General features: G+C 69.2%; 19 protein-coding genes. 12 read left to right on the forward strand and 7 right to left on the reverse strand.

Annotated features, from left to right (window positions below; translation table 11 throughout):
- Nucleotides 1–92: 92 nt before the first annotated feature.
- From IEV64_RS12840 to IEV64_RS12860, 5 genes are all read right to left on the reverse strand, one after another.
- Nucleotides 93–1139 (reverse strand): NAD(P)-dependent glycerol-1-phosphate dehydrogenase, encoded by a 1047-nt coding sequence (locus IEV64_RS12840; RefSeq protein ID WP_007275108.1) that lies wholly within the window; start codon nt 1137–1139, stop codon nt 93–95.
- Nucleotides 1140–1272: 133 nt separating this feature from the next.
- Nucleotides 1273–1920 (reverse strand): LysE family translocator, encoded by a 648-nt coding sequence (locus IEV64_RS12845; protein ID WP_007275109.1) that lies wholly within the window; start codon nt 1918–1920, stop codon nt 1273–1275.
- 126 nt (nt 1921–2046) lie between these two features.
- Nucleotides 2047–2748: a TMEM165/GDT1 family protein gene (locus tag IEV64_RS12850; protein WP_188424033.1), complete on the reverse strand. Its 702-nt coding sequence runs from the start codon at nt 2746–2748 to the stop codon at nt 2047–2049.
- Complete coding sequence (locus IEV64_RS12855) at nt 2745–3440, reverse strand: metal-dependent transcriptional regulator (RefSeq protein WP_049918235.1); 696 nt, start codon at nt 3438–3440, stop codon at nt 2745–2747. The genes IEV64_RS12850 and IEV64_RS12855 overlap by 4 nt, the downstream gene beginning before the upstream one ends.
- 85 nt (nt 3441–3525) lie before the next feature.
- Nucleotides 3526–4695, reverse strand: a complete 1170-nt coding sequence (locus IEV64_RS12860) for a threonine synthase (protein ID WP_188424034.1) — start codon at nt 4693–4695, stop codon at nt 3526–3528.
- Between the two features lie 94 nt (nt 4696–4789).
- Between IEV64_RS12860 and IEV64_RS12865 the strand changes: the two genes are divergently transcribed.
- Complete coding sequence (locus IEV64_RS12865) at nt 4790–6067, forward strand: NAD(P)/FAD-dependent oxidoreductase (protein WP_188424035.1); 1278 nt, start codon at nt 4790–4792, stop codon at nt 6065–6067.
- Nucleotides 6068–6114: 47 nt separating this feature from the next.
- Here the strand turns inward: IEV64_RS12865 and IEV64_RS12870 are convergent, their stop codons facing one another.
- Complete coding sequence (locus IEV64_RS12870) at nt 6115–6807, reverse strand: metallophosphoesterase (RefSeq protein WP_188424036.1); 693 nt, start codon at nt 6805–6807, stop codon at nt 6115–6117.
- 140 nt (nt 6808–6947) lie between these two features.
- Between IEV64_RS12870 and IEV64_RS12875 the strand changes: the two genes are divergently transcribed.
- Nucleotides 6948–7727, forward strand: coding sequence for a DUF7839 domain-containing protein (locus IEV64_RS12875; RefSeq protein ID WP_188424037.1), 780 nt, complete (start codon nt 6948–6950; stop codon nt 7725–7727).
- A gap of 38 nt (nt 7728–7765) precedes the next feature.
- Here IEV64_RS12875 and IEV64_RS12880 read toward each other — a convergent pair whose 3' ends face one another.
- Complete coding sequence (locus IEV64_RS12880) at nt 7766–8365, reverse strand: J domain-containing protein (protein ID WP_007275115.1); 600 nt, start codon at nt 8363–8365, stop codon at nt 7766–7768.
- A 77-nt stretch (nt 8366–8442) separates the two neighbouring features.
- Between IEV64_RS12880 and IEV64_RS12885 the strand changes: the two genes are divergently transcribed.
- The 10 genes from IEV64_RS12885 (at nt 8443) to IEV64_RS12930 (ending at nt 19087) form a co-directional block, all read left to right on the forward strand.
- Entirely contained in the window at nt 8443–8691 is a 249-nt protein-coding gene (locus IEV64_RS12885; protein WP_007275116.1) for a DUF8075 family protein, read from the forward strand.
- 117 nt (nt 8692–8808) lie between these two features.
- On the forward strand, nt 8809–11085 hold the full coding sequence (gene ppsA / locus IEV64_RS12890; RefSeq protein ID WP_007275117.1) for a phosphoenolpyruvate synthase: 2277 nt from the start codon (nt 8809–8811) through the stop codon (nt 11083–11085).
- A gap of 123 nt (nt 11086–11208) precedes the next feature.
- Complete coding sequence (locus IEV64_RS12895) at nt 11209–11952, forward strand: CPBP family intramembrane glutamic endopeptidase (RefSeq protein WP_007275118.1); 744 nt, start codon at nt 11209–11211, stop codon at nt 11950–11952.
- Nucleotides 11953–12043: 91 nt separating this feature from the next.
- The gene (gene mfnA, locus IEV64_RS12900; protein WP_007275119.1) at nt 12044–13117 is read left to right on the forward strand and encodes a tyrosine decarboxylase MfnA; all 1074 of its coding nucleotides are present in this window, start codon (nt 12044–12046) and stop codon (nt 13115–13117) included.
- A 49-nt stretch (nt 13118–13166) separates the two neighbouring features.
- On the forward strand, nt 13167–13733 hold the full coding sequence (locus IEV64_RS12905; RefSeq protein ID WP_004971206.1) for a YqaA family protein: 567 nt from the start codon (nt 13167–13169) through the stop codon (nt 13731–13733).
- A gap of 257 nt (nt 13734–13990) precedes the next feature.
- Complete coding sequence (metG, locus tag IEV64_RS12910) at nt 13991–16075, forward strand: methionine--tRNA ligase (RefSeq protein ID WP_007275120.1); 2085 nt, start codon at nt 13991–13993, stop codon at nt 16073–16075.
- A 194-nt stretch (nt 16076–16269) separates the two neighbouring features.
- Nucleotides 16270–16575, forward strand: a complete 306-nt coding sequence (locus IEV64_RS12915) for a DUF7979 domain-containing protein (RefSeq protein ID WP_007275121.1) — start codon at nt 16270–16272, stop codon at nt 16573–16575.
- 71 nt (nt 16576–16646) lie between these two features.
- Nucleotides 16647–16934 (forward strand): DUF7979 domain-containing protein, encoded by a 288-nt coding sequence (locus IEV64_RS12920; RefSeq protein WP_004971209.1) that lies wholly within the window; start codon nt 16647–16649, stop codon nt 16932–16934.
- A 114-nt stretch (nt 16935–17048) separates the two neighbouring features.
- Nucleotides 17049–18806, forward strand: a complete 1758-nt coding sequence (gene pyk, locus IEV64_RS12925; protein ID WP_188424038.1) for a pyruvate kinase — start codon at nt 17049–17051, stop codon at nt 18804–18806.
- Between the two features lie 44 nt (nt 18807–18850).
- Nucleotides 18851–19087, forward strand: coding sequence for a DUF7312 domain-containing protein (locus IEV64_RS12930; protein ID WP_188424039.1), 237 nt, complete (start codon nt 18851–18853; stop codon nt 19085–19087).
- Nucleotides 19088–19149: the final 62 nt, after the last annotated feature.

The raw sequence follows: 19149 nt of genomic DNA on the forward strand, positions 1-19149 counted from the left end.
GGCCGGGGGTTGGGAAGACGGCGTATTCCGTCTTCGGGTTCCGGACGGGCTTCGAGGGGCGGACCCCCCCGCTCGCGGAGCGACCGACCGAGTCAGATGACGCCCGTGATGGTCGCGGCCTCGATGGCCGCCTCCTCGCTGACGCCGTTGCCGAGAATGGTGTAGCGGTCGCGTATCTCGTGGGCGGTCGTGAGCGCCTCGATAATCGTCTCGCCGTCGATGCCGAGTTCGTCGGCGGTCGTCGGCGCGCCCATCGTCGAGAGGGCGTCGCGGATGTCGGTCCACTCGCCGCGCGCGCCGCTGTGGAAGTACTCGGTCATGATGGAGCCGACGCCGACCTGGTGGCCGTGGAGGGCGCGGCCGGGCGCGATGCGGTCGAGCTGGTGCGAAAAGAGGTGTTCCGCGCCCGACGCCGGCCGCGAGGAGCCGGCGATGGACATGGCGACGCCCGAGGAGACGAGCGCCTTCGTCACTATCCACGCGGACTCTTCGAGGCCCGGCTTGATGGAGTCGGCGCTCCCGACGAGCATCTCGGCGGTCATCTGCGAGAGCGCGCCCGCGTACTCGGAGTACTCGACGTTCTTCAGGCGGTGGGCCAGCTCCCAGTCTTTGACCGCGGTGTAGTTCGAGATGATGTCGGCACAGCCGGCGGTCGTGAGCTCCCACGGGGCCTCCGCGAGCAGTTCCGTGTCGGCGACGACCGCGAGCGGCGGGTCGGCGGCGACCGAGTGGCGGGTGTCGCCCTCGGGAATCGACGACCGGCCCGAGACGATGCCGTCGTGGCTCGCCGCCGTCGGAACGGAGATGAACCCGCAGTCGAGGCGGTCGGAGGCCATCTTCGCCACGTCGATGGGCTTGCCCCCGCCGAGGGCGATGAGGTAGCCCGCGTCGGCCTCGCGCGCCGCGTCGACGACGCGCTCGACCGACTCGAAGCTCGCGCGGTCCAAGGAGACAGAGGCGATGCCGTCGAACTGGTCACGGACCCGGTCGCCGGCGATGCGGTCGGGCGACGGGCTCGTGACGAGAAACGGGTCGCCAGAGAGGTACAGCTCGTCGACCGCGGCCGAGAGGTCGTCGAGCACGCCGTGGCCCTGGAGCACGTTCCTCGGTAGCTTAATCCACGTCGATTTATCGAACATACGCGGAAATCGGCCACCACGGTTCATAGTGTTTCTCGTCTCGGAGACGGGGGCGCGCCGAACGCCCGACGGGAATCGCGGGACCCCGAGCCGAGAGAGCGGCCGCGGTTTCGAGCAGTCGCGCGTCCGAGCGTCAGAGCGCGAGCGCCCGCACCGCGTCCCAGACGAAGACGGCGCCGAAGCCGCCGAGGACGACGGCGCTGACGGCGGCGACGGCGGGCGCGAAGGAGTCGACGCGCTGTTCGGCCGCGACGAGCGCCGCGGGGAAGCCGGTCACCCAGAGCGCGATGCCGCCGAAGAAGCCGAGGATGAGCGCCGGACTGCCCGTCTCGACGATGAGCAGGTTCGACAGCGACGCGCCCAGATACGGCGTGTGGGCGAGCACGTCCACGGTGCCGGTCTCCAAGAGGCCGACGCCGATGGTGAGCCAGAACAGAATCTGATACGGGTTCGTCAGCGCGAGCACGAACGCCTTCGTGAAGCCCGCGCTGTCGTCGTCGGTGTCGGCGGCTTCGCGGAACGTGGTTCCAATCTCCCGTGCCGCGCCGTAGGCGAAGTAGAGCATGAGGACGCCGCCGGCGCCGACCATGACGGCCCGCACGGTCGGGAACTGCTCGACGAACGCGACGAGGCCGAGCGCCGCGAGGACGAAAAACAGCGCGTCGGCGCTCATCGCACCGAGACCAGCGCGAGCGCCCGCGGTCCACCCGCGGACGACGCTCTCCTCGGCGATGACGGCGTTCATCGGGCCGGGCGGCGCGGCGAGCGCCAGGCCGAACACCAGCCCGGCACCCAGAGACGGGAGGAGCGTAGACATGGTTCTCTCTTGGGCGCGATTCCGTGAAAAGTGGCGCGGAAGCGACGGCGTTGGGGGTTGGAACCGGTCACGGCGCGACCGGATGCGACCTCAGACCAGCGCGAGGACGGCGTCGCTGGCGGTGCCGACGAGCGTCTCCCAGACGGAGAAGCCGGTGGCGATGGCGAGCAGGGTGTCGGCGGCGAAGAAGCCGAACAGGGCGGCCGCGCCGAGGTACGCCTTGCGCGTGTCGAACCGGTGGGAAAACCGGTGAAAGAAGTACGCGTTGGCGATGCTCACCGGGATGATGGCGAGCATCTCGCCCGCCCAGATGGCCGAGGTCGCGCCGTACTGCACGGCCAGCCCGATGGTGACGAGTTGGGTCTTGTCGCCGAACTCGCCGGCGGCCATCATGGCGAAGATGGGCAGGAAACCGCCGAAGCCCTGCGTCGATAGCTCGCGGCCGAACACCGTCGGCGCGTCGTCGAACGCGGAGACGCCGCCGTCGGTGGTCGCGGTCTCGCCTCCCGCGGACGCGTCGGGCGCGGAGCGGTAGAGCAACACCGCGAAGGTGGCGAACAGGACGGCGGTGATGGCGTCGAGCGCGACCGGCGGGAGCGCGCTCTTGAGCGCCTGCCCGAGCATGATTTCGAGCGCCGTCCAGATGGCGAAAGCCGAGCCCGCGGCCGCGACGACGACCTTCGGGTCGAACCGGGTCGAGAGGCCCGCGATGATGAACTGGACCTTCTCGCCCGGCAGGACCGCAAGTTGGGAGACGAGGGCGATGACGAGAATCTCCCACCAGCCGGTCACGCAGGCGACACCTCCTCGCTACTCGGCTCGTCGGGCGGTCGGACGCGGATCGTTCGGGCCACCGACTCCGGGAGGCTCTGCTCGCGCCCGCCGTCGCCGACGCGGACCGTCACCATCCCGAACGGGGCGATGTCGGTCACCTCGATGGTCGTGCCGGGCGTGACGCCCGCCTCGGAGAGGTACTCCAACTCCGCGGGGTCGCGGTCGCTGACGCGGGCGACGACGAGCAGGTCGCCGACCTCGCAGTCCGACAGCACCGACAGCCCCGAGGAGTCCGGCGGCGTGAGGTCGGCGCTCGGGATGGGGTCGCCGTGGGGGTCGACCTCCGGCTCGCCGAGGGCGGCGGCGACCCGCTTTTCGAACTCCTCGCTGATGTGGTGTTCGAGCGCGTCGGCCTCGTCGTGGACCTCGCTCCACGAGTAGTCGAGGTGTTCCGTGAGGTACGCTTCGAGGAGGCGGTGGTGTCGAAGCACTTCGAGCGCGACGGTCTCGCCCTCCGTGGTCAGTTCGACGCCCTTGTACTTCTCGCGGTCGACCAGCCCGCGGTCTTCGAGCTTGCCGACCATGCTCGTCACGGTCGGCGGCGTCTTCCCGAGGTACTCGGCGATGTCGGAGGTCGAAACCGGTGGTCCCTGCTCCATCTGGAGCGTGTAGATTGCCTTCAGATAGTCCTCCATCACGTCGCTCAACATACCACGGATTAGACGCGTCTAAAGTAAAAGTCTGATGGAGGTAACGGGAGGGTTCGAGCGGGGAACCAGCCGGTCGTGCGGCCTCTCAGACGCCCTGACCCATCAGGTGACTGCGGAGGATGTCGGCGTTCTTCGTCCCGGACTCGGTGTTGACGACGACGACCGTGTCGTCCTCGGCGAACTCGTCCGCGAACTCCCACGCGCCGGCGAGCGCGACGCCGCCCGCGGGACCGACCTCGACGCCGGCGGTCTGGGCGGCGGTGACGGCGGATTCGAGCGCGTCGTCGTCGCTGACGGCGACGGCCGCGCCGCCGGACTCGCGGACGGCGCGGAGCGCGAGCGACCCGCCCGCGGGGTCCGGAATCTCCAGTTCGCCGACGATGGTGTCCGGGTGGTTCCACGCCTCGTGGGTGTCGCTTTCGGCCTCCCACGCGGTGGCGACGGGGGAGCAACCGACCGACTGCGCGGCGACGAGCTTGGGAATCGACTCGACCAGTCCGAGGTCGACGAGGTCGGTAAAGCCCTTGTAGACCCCGTAGGCGAGTTCGCCGGTCGAGACGGGGACGACGACCCAGTCGGGGACCGACCAGTCGAGGCGCTCTGCGACCTCGTAGGCGATGGTCTTCGCGCCGTCGTGGCGGTAGGGGTTGTCGAACTCCTGGAGCGTGTACCAGTCGCTTTTGAGCTGTTCGTGGAGCGCCGAGAGCGCGTCGGGGTAGCGCCCGCCGACGACTTTCATCTGGCCGCCGTGGACGTTCACCATGGCCTTGTTCGGGAACGGCGTCCGCGAGGGGACGAAGCCGTAGGAGCGCGCGTCCACGAGGCCCGCGTAGGAGGCCGCCGACTGCGCGCCGTTGCCGGGCGAGGCGTGCGCGACGACCTCGGCGTCGGCCTCGCGCGCCGCGGTGACGGCGAGCGAGAAGCCGCGGTCGAGGAACGTCCCGGTCGGGTTGCGGCCCTCGTCCTTGATGAGAAGCGACCCGACGCCGGCCTCCTCGCCGAGCGCGTCGGCCGCGACGAGCGGCGTCGCGCCCTCGTTGGCCGTCACCGGCTCGGCGAAGGGGAGCAGTTCGCGGTAGCGCCACATCGTGTCGAAGGGGCGCTCGGCGAGCGTCTCGGCGTCCCACTCGACCGCGTCGAGGTCGTAGGCGGGGTCGAGCGGCGCGGCGGCGTCGCTCGCGCCGGTCGCGTCCGCGTCGTACTCGTCGCCGGTCTCGGTACACACCAGCCCGGAGAAGCTGTCGGACGTCTGCATGGCCGGGGCTTACGGGGGGAGGGACTAAGCCCTTCCCGTCGGTCGATGGCCGCCACCCGTAGCGGCTTTGTGTCGCCCGTCCGAGAGACGGGGTATGGACGATAGCCACATCGCGGTCGTCGGCGCGGGGCTCGCCGGCCTCGTCGCCGCGCGACACCTCGCCGCCGACGGGGCCGACGTGACCGTCGTGGAGCGGCGCGACGGCGTCGGCGGGCGGGTCCGCACCCGGACGAAAGACGGCTTCACACTCGACCGCGGGTTTCAGGTCCTCTTCACCGACTACCCCGCAGTCCGGCGGGAACTCGACCTCGACGCGCTGGACCTCCGGCGGTTCACGCCCGGCGCGACCATCTGCCGACCGAGCCGACGCGCGGTGCTGTCGGACCCCCTCCGCGACATCGGCGGCCTGTTCGAGTCCGTCCGCAACCCCGAGGTGACGACGAGCGACAAGCTCCGGACGCTGGCGCTCAGACAGGACGTGAGCACCCGCGACGAGGCGGACATCTTCGCCTCGGCGGACCGGAGCATCCGGTCGTACCTCCGCGACTGGGGCTTCTCCGAGGACTACATCGAGCACTTCGTCGCGCCCTTCTACGGCGGCATCACGCTCGACCGCTCGCTCTCGTCGTCGAAGCGGGTGTTCGAGTACACGTTCAAGATGCTCTCGACGGGGAGCACCGCGGTCCCCGCGTCGGGCATGCAGGCGGTCCCCGAGCAACTCGCCGACGCCGCCCGCGACGAGGGCGCGACCCTCCGCCTCGGCGAGCGCGTCGAGTCGGTCCAGTCCGACGGCGACGGCGCGGTCGTCACCACGGGCGACGAGTCGCTCGAAGCCGACGCGGTCGTCGTCGCCACCGACCCCAAGGAGGCGCGCCGGCTGACCGGCGTCGGGTCGATTCCGACCGAGGCCCACGGCTGTGTCACCCAGTACTACACGCTCCCGAGCGGGAGCGACCTCGACGCGGGCAAGCGAATCATGCTCAACGCGCCGAGTCCCGACCCCAACACGGTCGTCCCGCTTTCGACCGTCGCGCCGGAGTACGCCCCGCCGGGCGCGGAGCTCCTGAACGCGACGTTCCTCGGCGCGGCCGCGCAGGACGACTCCGAGGAGGAACTGTTCGAGAAGACCCGCCGGACGCTCGAAGCGTGGTACCCGGAACGCTACTTCGACGACCTCGAACTGCTCCACACCGACTACATCTCCTTCGCGCAGTTCGCCCAGCCGCCGGGCGTCCACGAGTCCCTGCCTGACGCCCGCGACGCCCCCGGCCGGGCGTACCTCGCCGGCGACTACACCGCGTGGTCGTCGATTCAGGGCGCGATGCGAAGCGGGAAAGAGGCCGCCGACGCCGTCCGCGACGACCTGTCGTAGTCGCGCGCTTCGCCGACGGTTGTCGACTCGCCGCCCGCCTCGACTCCTCAGAGCAACCGTCGAAGCTTCCCCAGCGGCGGGAACGTGAGGGTCTCGTCCGCCTCCGCATCGCGCACCAGCGGCCGGAAGACGCCCGCGTCGGTGACGAGCGGCGAGTCGAAGTCGGCCGTCCGCATCCCGTTGGTTTCGACGCCCGCGGCGAGGCGGGTGAACGCCGGGAGCATCAGCACGTCGCCGCCACGGAAGGCGTCGGGGCCGTAGAGGACGCAGGGCCGCCGCCGGCCCTCAACGGAGAGCGTCGGGTGGTCGTGGCCGACGACGTAGCGGTCGGCGTCGCCGTCCGGCTCGCGGTGGCCGTGGCAGACGAGCGTCCCGTCGGCGAGTCGGTACTCGTCGTGCACCTCGTCGGGCCAGACCTCGGCGAGCATCGTGTCGTGGTTGCCGGCGACGAACACCGGGTCGGCACCGGCGTCGGAGCAGGTCTCCGCGAGGGTTTCGAGGACCGCGACGTGGCGCTCCGAGACGCGGTCGAACCGGTGGAGCACGTCGCCGGCGAAGACGACCTCGTGGGGGGCGAACTCGGCGCAGGAGGCTCGCAGGCGCGCCGCGAGGTCGGTCCCCTCGCCGAGCGGGAACTCGACCGCCGACGCGTCGGCTCGGCCGACGTGCAGGTCCGCGATGACGAGCGCGTCGGCGTCGGGGAGGAAGACGGCGCGCTCGCGGACGGAGACGCGTGTCACGACCGAATCGAGGGGCGACGAAGACAAATCTCCACCGGCGACGCGCGCCGGGGCGAACGCCCGCGAGAGGCCGGCGAAGCGGGGGCGAAGCCGGGGTCGGAGCAGGGGCCTTTTTAATCGGTGCGTCCCACGTTCGGCACATGAGCGGCGCACTGGAGGACAAGCGCACCGCGACCCGCTTTCGCATCCTCGCCGAGATAGCCGACCGACAGCCGGCGGTGAGTCAGGGCGAAATCGCCGAGGCGGTCGGGGTGACGAGTCAGGCGGTCTCCGAGTACATCCGCGACCTCGTCGAAGACGGGCTCGTCGAAAAGCAGGGCCGGTCGCGCTACCGCGTGACGAAAGAGGGCGTCGACTGGCTGTTTCAGGAGGCGCGCGCCCTCCAGCGGTTCGCCGAACACGTCACCGACGACGTGCTGGAGAGCGTCAACGAGGACGCCGCAATCGTCACCGACGACGTCGCGGCCGGCGACACGGTGACGCTCTCGCTCCGAGACGGCCTGCTCCACGCCACGCCCGGCGACGACGGGCCGGCCATCGGCGTCGCCACCACCGACGCCGAGGCGGGCGACGCGGCCAGCGTCACCGGCTTCGAGGGCGTCATCGAGATGGAACCCGGGTCGGTGCGCGTCCTGCAGGTACCGCCCGCGCGGGTCGGCGAGGCCGAGGCGGTCGATTCGGACGCGCTCGCGGCGGCGTGCGACGAGGCCGACATCGTCGTCGCCGCGGGCGTCGAGGCCGTCGTCGCCTGCCGCCACGCGGGCGTCGACGTGCGGACGTGGTTCGCGCCGGGCGAGGTCGCCGCCGACGCCGCGGCCCGCGGCCTCGACGCCGCGGTCGTCGCCAGCACGGACGCCGCCGGGCGCGTGACCGACGCGCTCCGCGACGCGGGCGTGCTGTTCGAAGTGACGGAGCCGTAGCTCCGCGCCGGTTTCATTTTTCAGGTCGAACTCGCCGCTCAGCCCTCGGCGTGTTCCCGCGCCATCGTGTACGCCTCCCGTAGCTCGTGGAACCGCTCTCGGTCGCCGCCGTGGTCGGGATGCACGTCCTTCACTCGCGCTCGATAGGCGTCCTGAACGGCCTCCGTGGACGCGTTCGCGGGGAGGTCGAGCCGGTCGAACGCGGCCGACACGGGGTCGTCGAGGTCGGCCAGTCCGGGCTCGACGTCCGGCACGTCGAACGGGAGCCGGCGACCGAGTTGGCCGCCGGGCATCTCGTGTTCGCAGAGGACGGCGTAGACGCCGGCGCGCTCGAGGCGGAAGAACGCCTGCGCGTCGAACGTGATGGCGACGCCGCGGTCGGGGAGGAAAAACGCCACCGTCTCGCCGCGGACCGGGCGGTCCTCGACGAACCGCTCCCCGATGGATGTGAGGTAGTCGCGGATTTCGACGCGGCGGCGGCCCGTCCCGTCGACGCGGGGGCCGCGGGAGACCCGCCGCTCCGGGAACACACGGCCGCCGACGACGAAGACGCCGGCGACGATGACGGAGGCGACCGCGCCCGCCACGAGACCGACGAGGAGCCACGGCGGGAGCAGAAAGACCCACTCCGGAAGCACGCTAGAAGTCACGGGACGAGCGATTATGAACCCCTCGCTGTCCGTAACGGTTTGCCGCCGGCGAACCAAGTGACGGTATGCGACCGATTCGCTTCGAGGAGGCCGACAGCGCGGAGCGCACCCAAATCGGCGAGGGACTGACGCGGCCGGCCGTCGCCGCAGGACGGCTGGAGACGGGCCGCGCGGAGGGGAAGTACTTCCTCCGCCACGACGACGGCTGTGCGGTCTGCGGGAGGCCGGTCGAAGCCGGGTCGCCGTTCTACCTCGACCCCGACGCCGGCGAAATCCTGTGCGAGGAACACGGCCGGGAGCGCAGAGAATCCTGAGAGCGGCCGTCTCCCCGCCGAGGTCGCAATTTCATACTCGGCTTCGAGTGAGTTTTCATTCATACTTGTTTCGTTCGCAAACTTCTTTATCGGGGTACGGGACCATACGAACATCACATGGCTGTAGTCTGGCTGGACGACGTACGGGCCGACGACCTCGACCTGGTCGGCGGGAAAGGCGCGTCGCTGGGTGAACTCACGGGTGCGGGGCTCCCCGTGCCGCCGGGATTCGTCGTCACGGCGAGCACGTATCGCGCGTTCATCGAGGACGCGGGCATCGACGACGAGCTGTTCGCCGCGGTCGAGGTCGACCACGAGGACTCCGCGGCGCTGAAGGCGGCCCACGAGGCGGCGCACGACCTCATCATGGAGACGCCGATGCCGGACGACGTGCGGGAGGAAATCCTCGACGCCTACCGGAGCGTCGGCGAGGGCGACGCCTTCGTCGCGGTCCGGTCGTCCGCGACGGCCGAGGACCTGCCCGACGCCTCCTTCGCGGGCCAACAGGAGACGTTCCTCAACGTCACCGAGGAGGACCTCCTCGACCGCGTCAAGGAGTGTTGGGCATCGCTGTTCTCGGAGCGCGCCATCTACTACCGCAACCGCAAGGGGTTCCCCCACGACAAGGTCGACATCGCGGTGGTCGTCCAGCAGATGGTCGACGCCGAGAAGTCCGGCGTGATGTTCACCCGCCACCCCTCGACCGGCAAAAAGGAGATTATCATCGAGGCGGCGTGGGGTCTCGGCGAGGCCGTCGTCTCCGGCACCGTCTCGCCCGACAACTACGTCGTCAGCCGCGAGACCGGCGAGGTCGAAACGGCGACCATCGCGGACAAGAAGACGATGTGCGTCCGCGACGAGGAAAGCGGCGAGACCGTCATGCGCGACGTGCCGAACGACCGCCGCCACGAGCGCGTGCTCACCGACGACGAGGTGTCCCGCCTGCTCGAACTCGGCGAACTGGTCGAAGACCACTACGAGACGCCGCAGGACGTGGAGTGGGCCGTCTACGAGGGCGAAGTGTACATGCTCCAGTCGCGCCCGATTACGACCATCGCCGAGGGCGACGGCGAGGAAGGCGAAAGCGACAGCGGCGGGAGCTCGCGGGCGACCGCGACCGGCGACGACGTGCTCATCCGCGGTCTCGGCGCGAGCCCCGGCATCGCCTCCGGCCGCGCCCGCATCGTCACCAAGCTCGACCACCTCGACCAGGTCGCCGAGGGCGACATCATCGTCACCGAGATGACCATGCCGGACATGGTGCCCGCGATGAAGCGCGCCGCCGGCATCGTCACCGACGAGGGCGGGATGACCTCCCACGCGGCCATCGTCTCCCGCGAACTCGGCGTGCCCGCGGTCGTCGGCACCGGCGACGGGACGAAGACGCTCGAAGACGGCGAGATCATCACCATCGACGGCGACAAGGGCACCATCCGCGAGGGCGAGGAACCCGAGGAGAAACAGCGCCAGCCCGTCGAGGAGGCCCGCCCCAAGACGCCCGTCAAGCCGATGACCGCGACCGAGGTCAAGGTCAACGTCTCCATCCCCGAGGCGGGCGAGCGCGCCGCCGCCACGGGCGCGGACGGCGTCGGCCTGCTCCGCATCGAGCACATGGTCCTGACGCTCGGCAAGACCCCAGAGCGGTTCATCGAGCAGAACGGCGAGCGCGCCTACGTGGACGAAATCGTCTCGGGCGTCCGCGAGGTCGCAGAGGAGTTCTACCCGCGGCCGGTGCGCGTCCGCACCCTCGACGCGCCGACAGACGAGTTCCGACAGCTGGAGGGCGGCGAGAACGAGCCGCGCGAGCACAACCCGATGCTCGGCTACCGCGGCATCCGCCGCGGGCTCGACAACCCGAGCGTCTTCCGGCTCGAACTGCAGGCGTTCCGCCGCCTGTTCGACATGGGCTACGACAACCTCGAAGTCATGTTCCCGCTCGTCAACGACGCGGAGGACGTGCTCCGGGCGAAAGAGCACATGCGCGAGGCCGGCATCGACCCCGAAAAGCGCGAGTGGGGCGTCATGATAGAGACGCCCGCGGCGGCGCTCTGCATCGAGGAACTCGCCGACGCCGGCATCGACTTCGCCTCGTTCGGCACGAACGACCTGACGCAGTACACCCTCGCGGTGGACCGCAACAACGAGCACGTCGCCGACATCTACGACGAACTGCACCCGGCGGTGCTCAAGCTCATCGGCGACACCATCGAGACGTGCCGCGAGGTCGGCGTGAAGACGAGCATCTGCGGGCAGGCCGGCTCGAAGCCCAAGATGGTCCAGTTCCTCGTCGACAAGGGCGTCAGCTCCATCTCGGCCAACATCGACGCCGTCCGCGACGTGCAACACGAGGTCAAGCGCGTCGAACAGCGGCTCCTCCTCGACTCGGTCCGCTGAGGCCAGCCGACGTCGAATCACACGACACACCGATTTTCACGGGTTCGGCCTCGTGTAGCCGCGTTGCCACCTGTCTTTTTCTCTGCGGCTCACGTATCTTCACGGTGAGAGGCCCTGAAAGACATGTCCACCGCTGTCGATTCCCCCTCCACCAATCAACCGAACGTAACCGACCGCCTTCGCGCCGTCGTCGTCGCCGTCGTCATCGTCGCCGCCGCCATCGTCCTCGGCGTCGTTCTCACGTTCGCGTTGTTCATCCCACTGCTCGCGGTGAACGTCGCCATCGATCCGGCGGGGTCGACGTTCCTCATCCTCGCGCTGATACCGTCACAACTCGCCTTCGCGGCCGTCGGTATCCTCGTCGCAATCGGTGTCCTCGACGGTGTCCCGGTTCGTCTACCGACGCGAACAGACCTCAGATGGGTGGCTCTCGGCCTCGTCGGGAGTTTCGCCGCCGTCGCACTGCTCGTCCTCGCATCGACCGTCGTCGACCTCACCCCGGTCCAGTCGGTAGTCGGTGAGGCCGCCGTCGTCGACCCAGAGGTTCTCGTCGCACTCGCGCTTCTCTCTATCTTCGTCATCGCACCCGCCGAAGAGCTGCTGTTCCGCGGTGCCGTTCAGGGCCGCTTGCGCAAGACGTTCGGCCCACTCGGAGCGGTCGTTCTCGCCAGCGCCATCTTCGCGTCGCTCCACGCGTTCAACTTCGTCGGCGGCGGCGTCGTCGTTCTCGTCCCACTTACGGCGTTGTTTCTCGTCGGGTCGGTGTTCGGCTACATCTACGAGCGAACGGAGAACCTCGCAGTTCCCATCGCCGTCCACGGACTGTACAACGCGACACTATTCCTCTCGTCGTTCGTTCTTGGGTGAGAAACCAGCAGACCACGGCGGTATTCACGCTTGAGATACGCTGTCGTACTGGAGCGGAACCGATATACTGGGTGTGGTTATAGTGGGATGCATGCAGCGCGCGGCACCGCAGGAGTTCGACCGCGTCCTCTCTTCGATGTGCACCCGACCGCATCCGGCCGCCCGGAAGGCCGCAGAGCGGTTCTTCGCAACCAACCCCGGCGACCCGGCGACCTATCAGGCCGTCGCCGCACTCGAAGAAGACGCACTCTCGTACCTCGGCGAGATTACCGGCCTCTCGGCCCCCCACGGCTACGTGACGAGCGGCGGGACCGAGGCCAACATCCAGGCCATCCGGGCCGCGCGAAACCACGCCCGCGACGGCGACCCGAACGTCGTCGCCCCCGAGAGCATCCACTTCAGCTTCCAGAAGGCCGCCGACGTGCTCGACGTGGAGCTCCGAATCGTCCCCGTCGACGACGGCTACCGCGCGAACGTCGCGGCGGTCCGCGAGGCCGTCGACGACCACACCGTCCTCGTCGCCGGCGTCGCCGGCACGACCGAGTTCGGCCGCGTCGACCCGATTCCCGAGCTGACCGCGGTCGCCCACGACGCCGGCGCGCTGATGCACGTCGACGCCGCGTGGGGCGGGTTCATCCTCCCCTTTACCGACCACGAGTGGTCGTTCGCCCACGCGCCGGTCGACTCGATGACCATCGACCCCCACAAGTACGGGCAGGCGGTCGTCCCCGCCGGCGGCCTGCTGTTCCGCGACAAGTCGGTCGTCGACTCGCTGGCGGTCGACACGCCGTACCTCGAATCCGCGTCGCAGGCGAGCCTCACCGGAACGCGAAGCGGCGCGGGCGTCGCCTCCGCGGCCGCCGCGATGCGCGAACTCTGGCCCGACGGCTACCGCGACGTCTACGAGCGCCAGCAGGCGAACGCCGACTGGCTCTACGACGAACTCCGCGCCCGCGGCTACGACGCCGTCGAGCCCGAACTCCCGCTGGTCGCCGCGAGCGTCCCCGACGGGCAGTTCGAGTCGCTCCGCGACCTCGGCTGGCGCATCTCGCGGACCGCGAGCGGCGAACTCCGCATCGTCTGTATGCCGCACGTCTCCCGCGAGTCGCTCCGGGCGTTCCTCTCGGACCTCGACGACCTCCGGTCGGGGCCGGCGCGAAACTGAGCCGGCCCGAACCTGAAAGCTTACAATCGACCGGCTTCGACCCTCTCGTGTGTCTCTCACCGCGTTCGCATCGCTCGCAGACCTGACCGTCAGTCTGTACCCCGACTTCTCGTGGCTCTCGTCGCTCGTCGAGACGGCCACCGGCTGGGTCGGGCTGGTCATCATCTTCGCCTACTCGTTTCTCATCGCCTTCGCCCTCCCCGGCGTGAGCGAAATCGTTCTCGCCGCCCCGCTCGACCTCGGGCTTCCCTACGGCGCGAAACTCGCGGTCATCATCCTCGTCAGCGGCGCGGGCAAGGCCGCCGGGAGCGTCTTCGCGTTCCACATCGGCCGCCAGACGACGGAGTCGGGCTACGTCGAGCGGGCGCTCGAACGGCTCCCGGTCGACGTGATGGGCTGGACCGAACGCAAGGCCGTCGAAATCGCGCAGAACTGGGGCTTCGCCGGCCTCGCGGCCGCGCTCTGCGTGCCGGGCTTCCCGGACACGCTGTCGATTTACGCGTTTTCGGTCCTCGAAGACGACTACCTCAGGTTCGCCGCCGCGACGTTCGTCGGCTCCTGCGGCCGGCTCGTCGTGACGGTCATCGGCATCGAGGCCGCGCTGGCGTTCCTCTGAGCGGGTCGAGGGGCGGCGCGAGCGCCCGACAATTTATACGCGCGCTCGGCTTCAGTACCGGTGTGACCGCGACGGGACTCCCCGACAACATGCGTATGCGCGCTTTCTTTTAGCCGCGGGTGGACCCGCCTTCGGCCGTCGCCTCGGTAACGTGAGACGACGGTCGGACCCGGCGAACCTCGGGGCGATACCGCACCGCCAGACAGACGCGTCCGAAGCGGCGGGCTTTAGGCCCGCTTCCGAGATACACGACACAGATGAGTCACGAGGACTTCCCCACGGAGAACCCAGCGGTGGTGACGTGTGGACTGCCGTACGCGAACGGCGACCTCCACATCGGCCACCTCAGAACGTACGTCGGCGGCGACATCTACAGTCGCTCGCTGCGAACACTCGGCCAAAAGACGGCCTTCGTCAGCGGGTCGGACATGCACGGCACGCCCGTCGCCGTCAACGCCGAGAAGGAGGGCGTCACGCCCGAGGAGTTCGCGCTCCGCCACCACGAGAAGTACGAGGCGACGTTCCCCCGCTTCAACATCGAGTTCGACAACTACGGCCACACCCACGACGAGACGAACACCGAACTGACCCAGGAAATCGTCCGCACGCTCGAGGACGAGGGCTACGTCTACGAAAAGGAGATTCCGGTCGCCTACGACCCCGAGGCGGACCAGTGGCTCCCCGACCGCTTCGTCGAGGGCGCCTGTCCGTACTGCGGCGCGCACGCCCGCGGCGACGAGTGTGACGAGGGCTGTGGCCGCCACCTCGAACCCGGCGAAATCGAAGAGCCGACCTCGACGCTCACCGGCAATCCCGCGGAGTACCGCGAGCGCGAGCACAAGTTCTTCGCCGTCTCCGACCTCCAAGACTACCTTCAGGAGTTCATCGACCGCCTCGAAGGCACCTCGAACGCCCAGAACCAGCCCCGCGAGTGGATCGAAGGCGAACTGCAGGACTGGTGTATCACCCGCGACATGGACTGGGGCATCGACTACCCCGGCGAGGAGGGCGACGACCTCGTGCTGTACGTCTGGGTCGACGCGCCCATCGAGTACGTCTCCTCCACCAAGCAGTACACGGAGCGCGTCGGCGCCGACACGTTCGACTGGGAGGTGGCGTGGAAGGACGCGGGCGACATCGTTCACATCATCGGCCGCGACATCATCCAGCACCACACCGTGTTCTGGCCGGCGATGCTCCGCGGCGCGGGCTACGTCGAGCCGCGCGCGGTCATGGCCTCCGGCTTCATCACGCTCAACGGCAAGGGCTTTTCCACCTCGCGCAACCGCGCCGTCTGGGCCGACGAGTACCTCGACGAGGGCTTCCACCCCGACCTGCTTCGGTACTACCTCGCCACCAACGGCGGCTTCCAGCAGGACGTGGACTTCTCGTGGTCGAAGTTCAAAGACCGCGTGAACAGCGAACTCGTCGGCACGGTCGGCAACTTCCTCTACCGGTCGATGCTCTTCGCGTACCGCAACTTCGAGGGGACGCCCGAGGCCGACGTGTCGGAAGAAGTCGAAGCCCGCATCGAGGAGGCCATCGACGAGTTCGAAGCCGGCATCAACGACTACTCGGTCCGGCAGGCCGGCAACGCCGCCGTCCGCCTCGCGCAGTTCGGCAACGAGTACATCCAGCGCAACGAGCCGTGGAAGCTCACCGACGAGGACCCCGAGGCCGCGGCGCGGGTCATCCGCGACTGCGTCCAGATTGCGAAGGCCATCGCCGTGCTGTTCTTCCCCGTCGCGCCGGGCAAGATGCAGGCGCTCTGGGAACAGCTCGGCGAGGACGGCTCGGTGACCGACACCCGCGTCGACGCCGCCTTCGAGGCCCCGTCGGCGACCTTCGGCGAGCCCGAGGCGCTGTTCGAGAAAATCGAAGCCGAGCGCGTCGAGGAGCTCAACGAGAAGCTCGAAGCGCGCGTGGCCGAGACGGAATCCGAAAGCGACGAGTCCGACGAGGACGCGGAGGAGGATATGGACGCTGACACCGACGCCGACATCGACTTCGAACCCATCGCCGACGACCGCATCAGCTTCGAGGAGTTCCAGGACCTCGACATCCGCGTGGGCGAAATCGTCGCCGCCGAGGGCATCGACGGCGCGGACAAACTCGCCAAGCTCACCGTCGACATCGGCGTCGAAGAGCGCCAAATCGTCGCCGGCATCAAACAGCTCCACGACCTCGACGCGCTTTCCGGGACGAAGGTCATCATCGTCGCCAACCTCGAGAAGGCCGAGCTGTTCGGCGTCGAGTCCAACGGGATGCTGTTGGCCGCGGGCGACGAGGCCGACATCCTGACGACCCACGGCGACGCCGTCCCCGGCACGAAAGTCCAGTAAACGGCCGCCTCCGACCGATACGCGACCGCCTCCGAACCGACACGCGACCGCCTCCGAACCGACACGCGACCGCCTCCGAACCGACACGCGACCACCCACAACCCGATTTTTTCGACGCGCTGTTTTTCTCGACGCCGTCCCCGTGTCAGAGACGGACCACAGCGCCTAACTGCGCCGACCCCCGAGCGTCGCCCATGCGAATCGGAAGACGGGAAGCGGTCGGAATCGTCGTCGCGCTCGCGGTGTTCGCGGGCGTCGTCGCCGCGGTCACCGGCGGCGGCGCGGGCACCCTGACCGTCGAACGCGTGGACGAACTCCCGCAGGGACAGGGTGCGGTCGCCTTCGGCAACCTCGACCCCGACCAGCGCGAGACGTTCGCGGAGGCGGTCTCGACCGACGAGCCGGTGGCGATACCGAACGAGGCGGCGCGAAACGAGTTCGTCGACCCCGGCTACGTCCGGTACGACGGCGGTATCTACCGGACGACCGTCTCCTCCTGAGCAGGCGTTCGGCGCTCGAATCCCACGCCGAGACCGGAGCCGATTTGAACGATGACGCTGGAGCGCCGGCCATGCGAGTCAGCGTGTTGCTCGCCGCGGCGCTCGTCCTCTCGACGGGCTGTCTCGGCGGCGGAAGCGGGACAGCGAGGCTGAGCGTCACCCGAGTCGACGACCTCCCGCAGGGCGAGGGAGCCGTCTCGTATCAGAACCTCGCGCCTGACCAACAGTCGGCGTTCCGGCAGGCGCTCGGGGGCGAGACCGTGACGCTCCGGACGGGAACGGACAGAAACGAGTTCCGCGACCCCGGCTACGTCAGATACGACGGGAAAATTTACCAAACGACCATTATAGTTGCGTGAGGTCGACCGAGCGGTCAGTTCGACGGGCGAACTATAGAGGGTACGTATGCGAACCCGTTACTCGGCACCGAGTTCATCATCGGGCTTTTTTATCAGTCACTCGTAGGCGATGCCATGAGAAACGCAAAAATCGTCTGCACCCTCGGTCCCGCGTCCTTCGACCGGGAGACGATTCGCGGGCTCGCCGACGCCGGCATGAGCGTCGCCCGGATGAACGCGAGCCACGGCAACGTCGAACACCGGTCCGACGTCATCGACAGCATCCGCGCCGTCGACGACGCGACCGACGAACCGCTCGCGGCCATGCTCGACCTGCAGGGCCCCGAAGTGCGAACCGCCGAAATCGACGAGGACATCTACCTCGAAACCGGGAGCGAGGTCCGCTTCTACGAGGGCGACGACGCCACCCCCGAGGCCGTCGGGCTGTCGTACTCCATCACCGCCGCGGAGTCCGGCGACACCATCCTCCTCGACGACGGCCGCATCGAGGCCACCGTCGATTCCGTCGAAGACGACGCGGTCCACGCGACCATCGTCTCCGGCGGGAAGCTCAGTTCGCGCAAGGGCGTGAACGTCCCCGGCGTCGACCTCGACATCGACCTCATCACCGACTCCGACTACGAGAACCTGAAGCTCGCCGCGGAGAAGGAAGTCGACTACGTCGCCGCCTCGTTCATCCGCGACGCGGAGGACGTCTACACCATCAGCGACACCCTCGAGAACCTCGGCGCGGAGATTCCCATCATCGCCAAAATCGAGCGCGCCGGCGCGGTCGAGAACCTCGACGAAATCATCCAGGCGGCCCACGGCGTGATGGTCGCCCGCGGCGACCTCGGCGTCGAGTGCCCCCTCGAAGAGGTGCCAATCATCCAGAAGCGCACCATCCGCAAAGCGCAGGCCGCGGGCGTGCCGGTCATCACCGCGACCGAGATGCTCGACTCGATGGTCCGCTCGCGCCGCCCGACCCGCGCGGAGGCGTCCGACGTGGCCAACGCCGTCCTCGACGGCACCGACGCCGTGATGCTCTCCGGCGAGACCGCCGTCGGCGACCACCCCATCCGCGTCGTCGATACGATGTCCCGCATCGTCGAGGAGGTCGAGGCCAGCCCCGAGTACGACGAGAGCCAAGAACAGCGCGTCCCGACCGCCGACGAGGGCTCCCGCACGGAGGCGCTGGCCCGCTCGGCGCGCTACCTCGCCCGCGACGTGAACGCCGCGGCCGTCGTCGCCGTCTCCGAGTCCGGCTACACCGCCCGGAAGACCGCGAAGTTCCGCCCCGGCGTCCCCGTCGTCGCCGTCACGCCGAACGACCGGACGCGCCGCCAGCTCGCCGTCTCGTGGGGCGTCTCGGCGCAGTACGCCGACTACAGCCCGAGCGTCGAGGGCGTCATGGACGACGCCGTCACCGCCGCGCTCGACGCCGGCGTCGCCGAGTCCGGCGACACCATCGTCGTCCTCTCCGGCATGATGACGGAGCTCGAAGGGACGAACACGACGAACATGCTCAAGGTCCACGTCGCCGCCGAGCCCGTCGCCACGGGCCGGAAAATCGTCAGCGGCCGCGTCGCCGGTCCCCTCTACCGCACCGAGGACGGCGACCTCACGGACGTCCCCGAGGGCGCGATTCTCGCGCTGTCGGCCGAGTTCGACGGCGAGTTCGACGGCGACGCCGACAAGCTCGCCGGCATCGTCGACGCCCGCGCGGGCATGACCGGCTACCCGGCGCTCGTCGCGCGCGAGCTCGACATCCCGATGGTGTCGGGCGCGCCGCTTCCGAAGACCATCGCGCAGGGCGCGACCGTCACGCTCCACGCCGAGCGCGGCATCGTCTACGAGGGCGACGTCATCAACCACGACCGCGACAGCCGGTAGGAGTGCGGTAGCCCTTTCCCGCCTCGACGCCTACCCACGAATCGATGTCCCGCGCACCCTCCCCCGAGGCCGACGACGACCGCGACGCTGACGGCGACGGCGAGTGGCGCTTCGGCGTCGACGACGTCGGTCCCGACGGCATCATCGACGACGAGCCGGAGGTCGAACAACTCCCCATCGAACCCGAGTCGCCGCGGGCCGAGAACGTCGCGTTCGTCCTCATCGGCGTCCTTCTCGCGGTCGGCCTCATCGTCGTCACCGTGTTCCCGGGCGCGTTCTGAGCGACCCGCCGGACGCCGACCGCGACTCGTCGCAACCGCTGAGGTCGGCCGCCGATCCGTCT

This window comes from Haloferax sulfurifontis, from assembly GCF_014635105.1.
Lineage (GTDB): Archaea > Halobacteriota > Halobacteria > Halobacteriales > Haloferacaceae > Haloferax > Haloferax denitrificans.

Coding starts and splice junctions, on each gene's coding strand:
- IEV64_RS12840 (WP_007275108.1), bottom strand. CDS start 1,139: ATGTTCGATAAATCGACGTGGATTAAGCTACCGAGGAACGTGCTCCAG.
- IEV64_RS12855 (WP_049918235.1), bottom strand. CDS start 3,440: ATGTTGAGCGACGTGATGGAGGACTATCTGAAGGCAATCTACACGCTC.
- IEV64_RS12860 (WP_188424034.1), bottom strand. CDS start 4,695: ATGCAGACGTCCGACAGCTTCTCCGGGCTGGTGTGTACCGAGACCGGC.
- IEV64_RS12865 (WP_188424035.1), top strand. CDS start 4,790: ATGGACGATAGCCACATCGCGGTCGTCGGCGCGGGGCTCGCCGGCCTC.
- IEV64_RS12875 (WP_188424037.1), top strand. CDS start 6,948: ATGAGCGGCGCACTGGAGGACAAGCGCACCGCGACCCGCTTTCGCATC.
- IEV64_RS12885 (WP_007275116.1), top strand. CDS start 8,443: ATGCGACCGATTCGCTTCGAGGAGGCCGACAGCGCGGAGCGCACCCAA.
- ppsA (WP_007275117.1), top strand. CDS start 8,809: ATGGCTGTAGTCTGGCTGGACGACGTACGGGCCGACGACCTCGACCTG.
- IEV64_RS12895 (WP_007275118.1), top strand. CDS start 11,209: ATGTCCACCGCTGTCGATTCCCCCTCCACCAATCAACCGAACGTAACC.
- mfnA (WP_007275119.1), top strand. CDS start 12,044: ATGCAGCGCGCGGCACCGCAGGAGTTCGACCGCGTCCTCTCTTCGATG.
- metG (WP_007275120.1), top strand. CDS start 13,991: ATGAGTCACGAGGACTTCCCCACGGAGAACCCAGCGGTGGTGACGTGT.
- IEV64_RS12915 (WP_007275121.1), top strand. CDS start 16,270: ATGCGAATCGGAAGACGGGAAGCGGTCGGAATCGTCGTCGCGCTCGCG.
- IEV64_RS12920 (WP_004971209.1), top strand. CDS start 16,647: ATGCGAGTCAGCGTGTTGCTCGCCGCGGCGCTCGTCCTCTCGACGGGC.
- pyk (WP_188424038.1), top strand. CDS start 17,049: ATGAGAAACGCAAAAATCGTCTGCACCCTCGGTCCCGCGTCCTTCGAC.
- IEV64_RS12930 (WP_188424039.1), top strand. CDS start 18,851: ATGTCCCGCGCACCCTCCCCCGAGGCCGACGACGACCGCGACGCTGAC.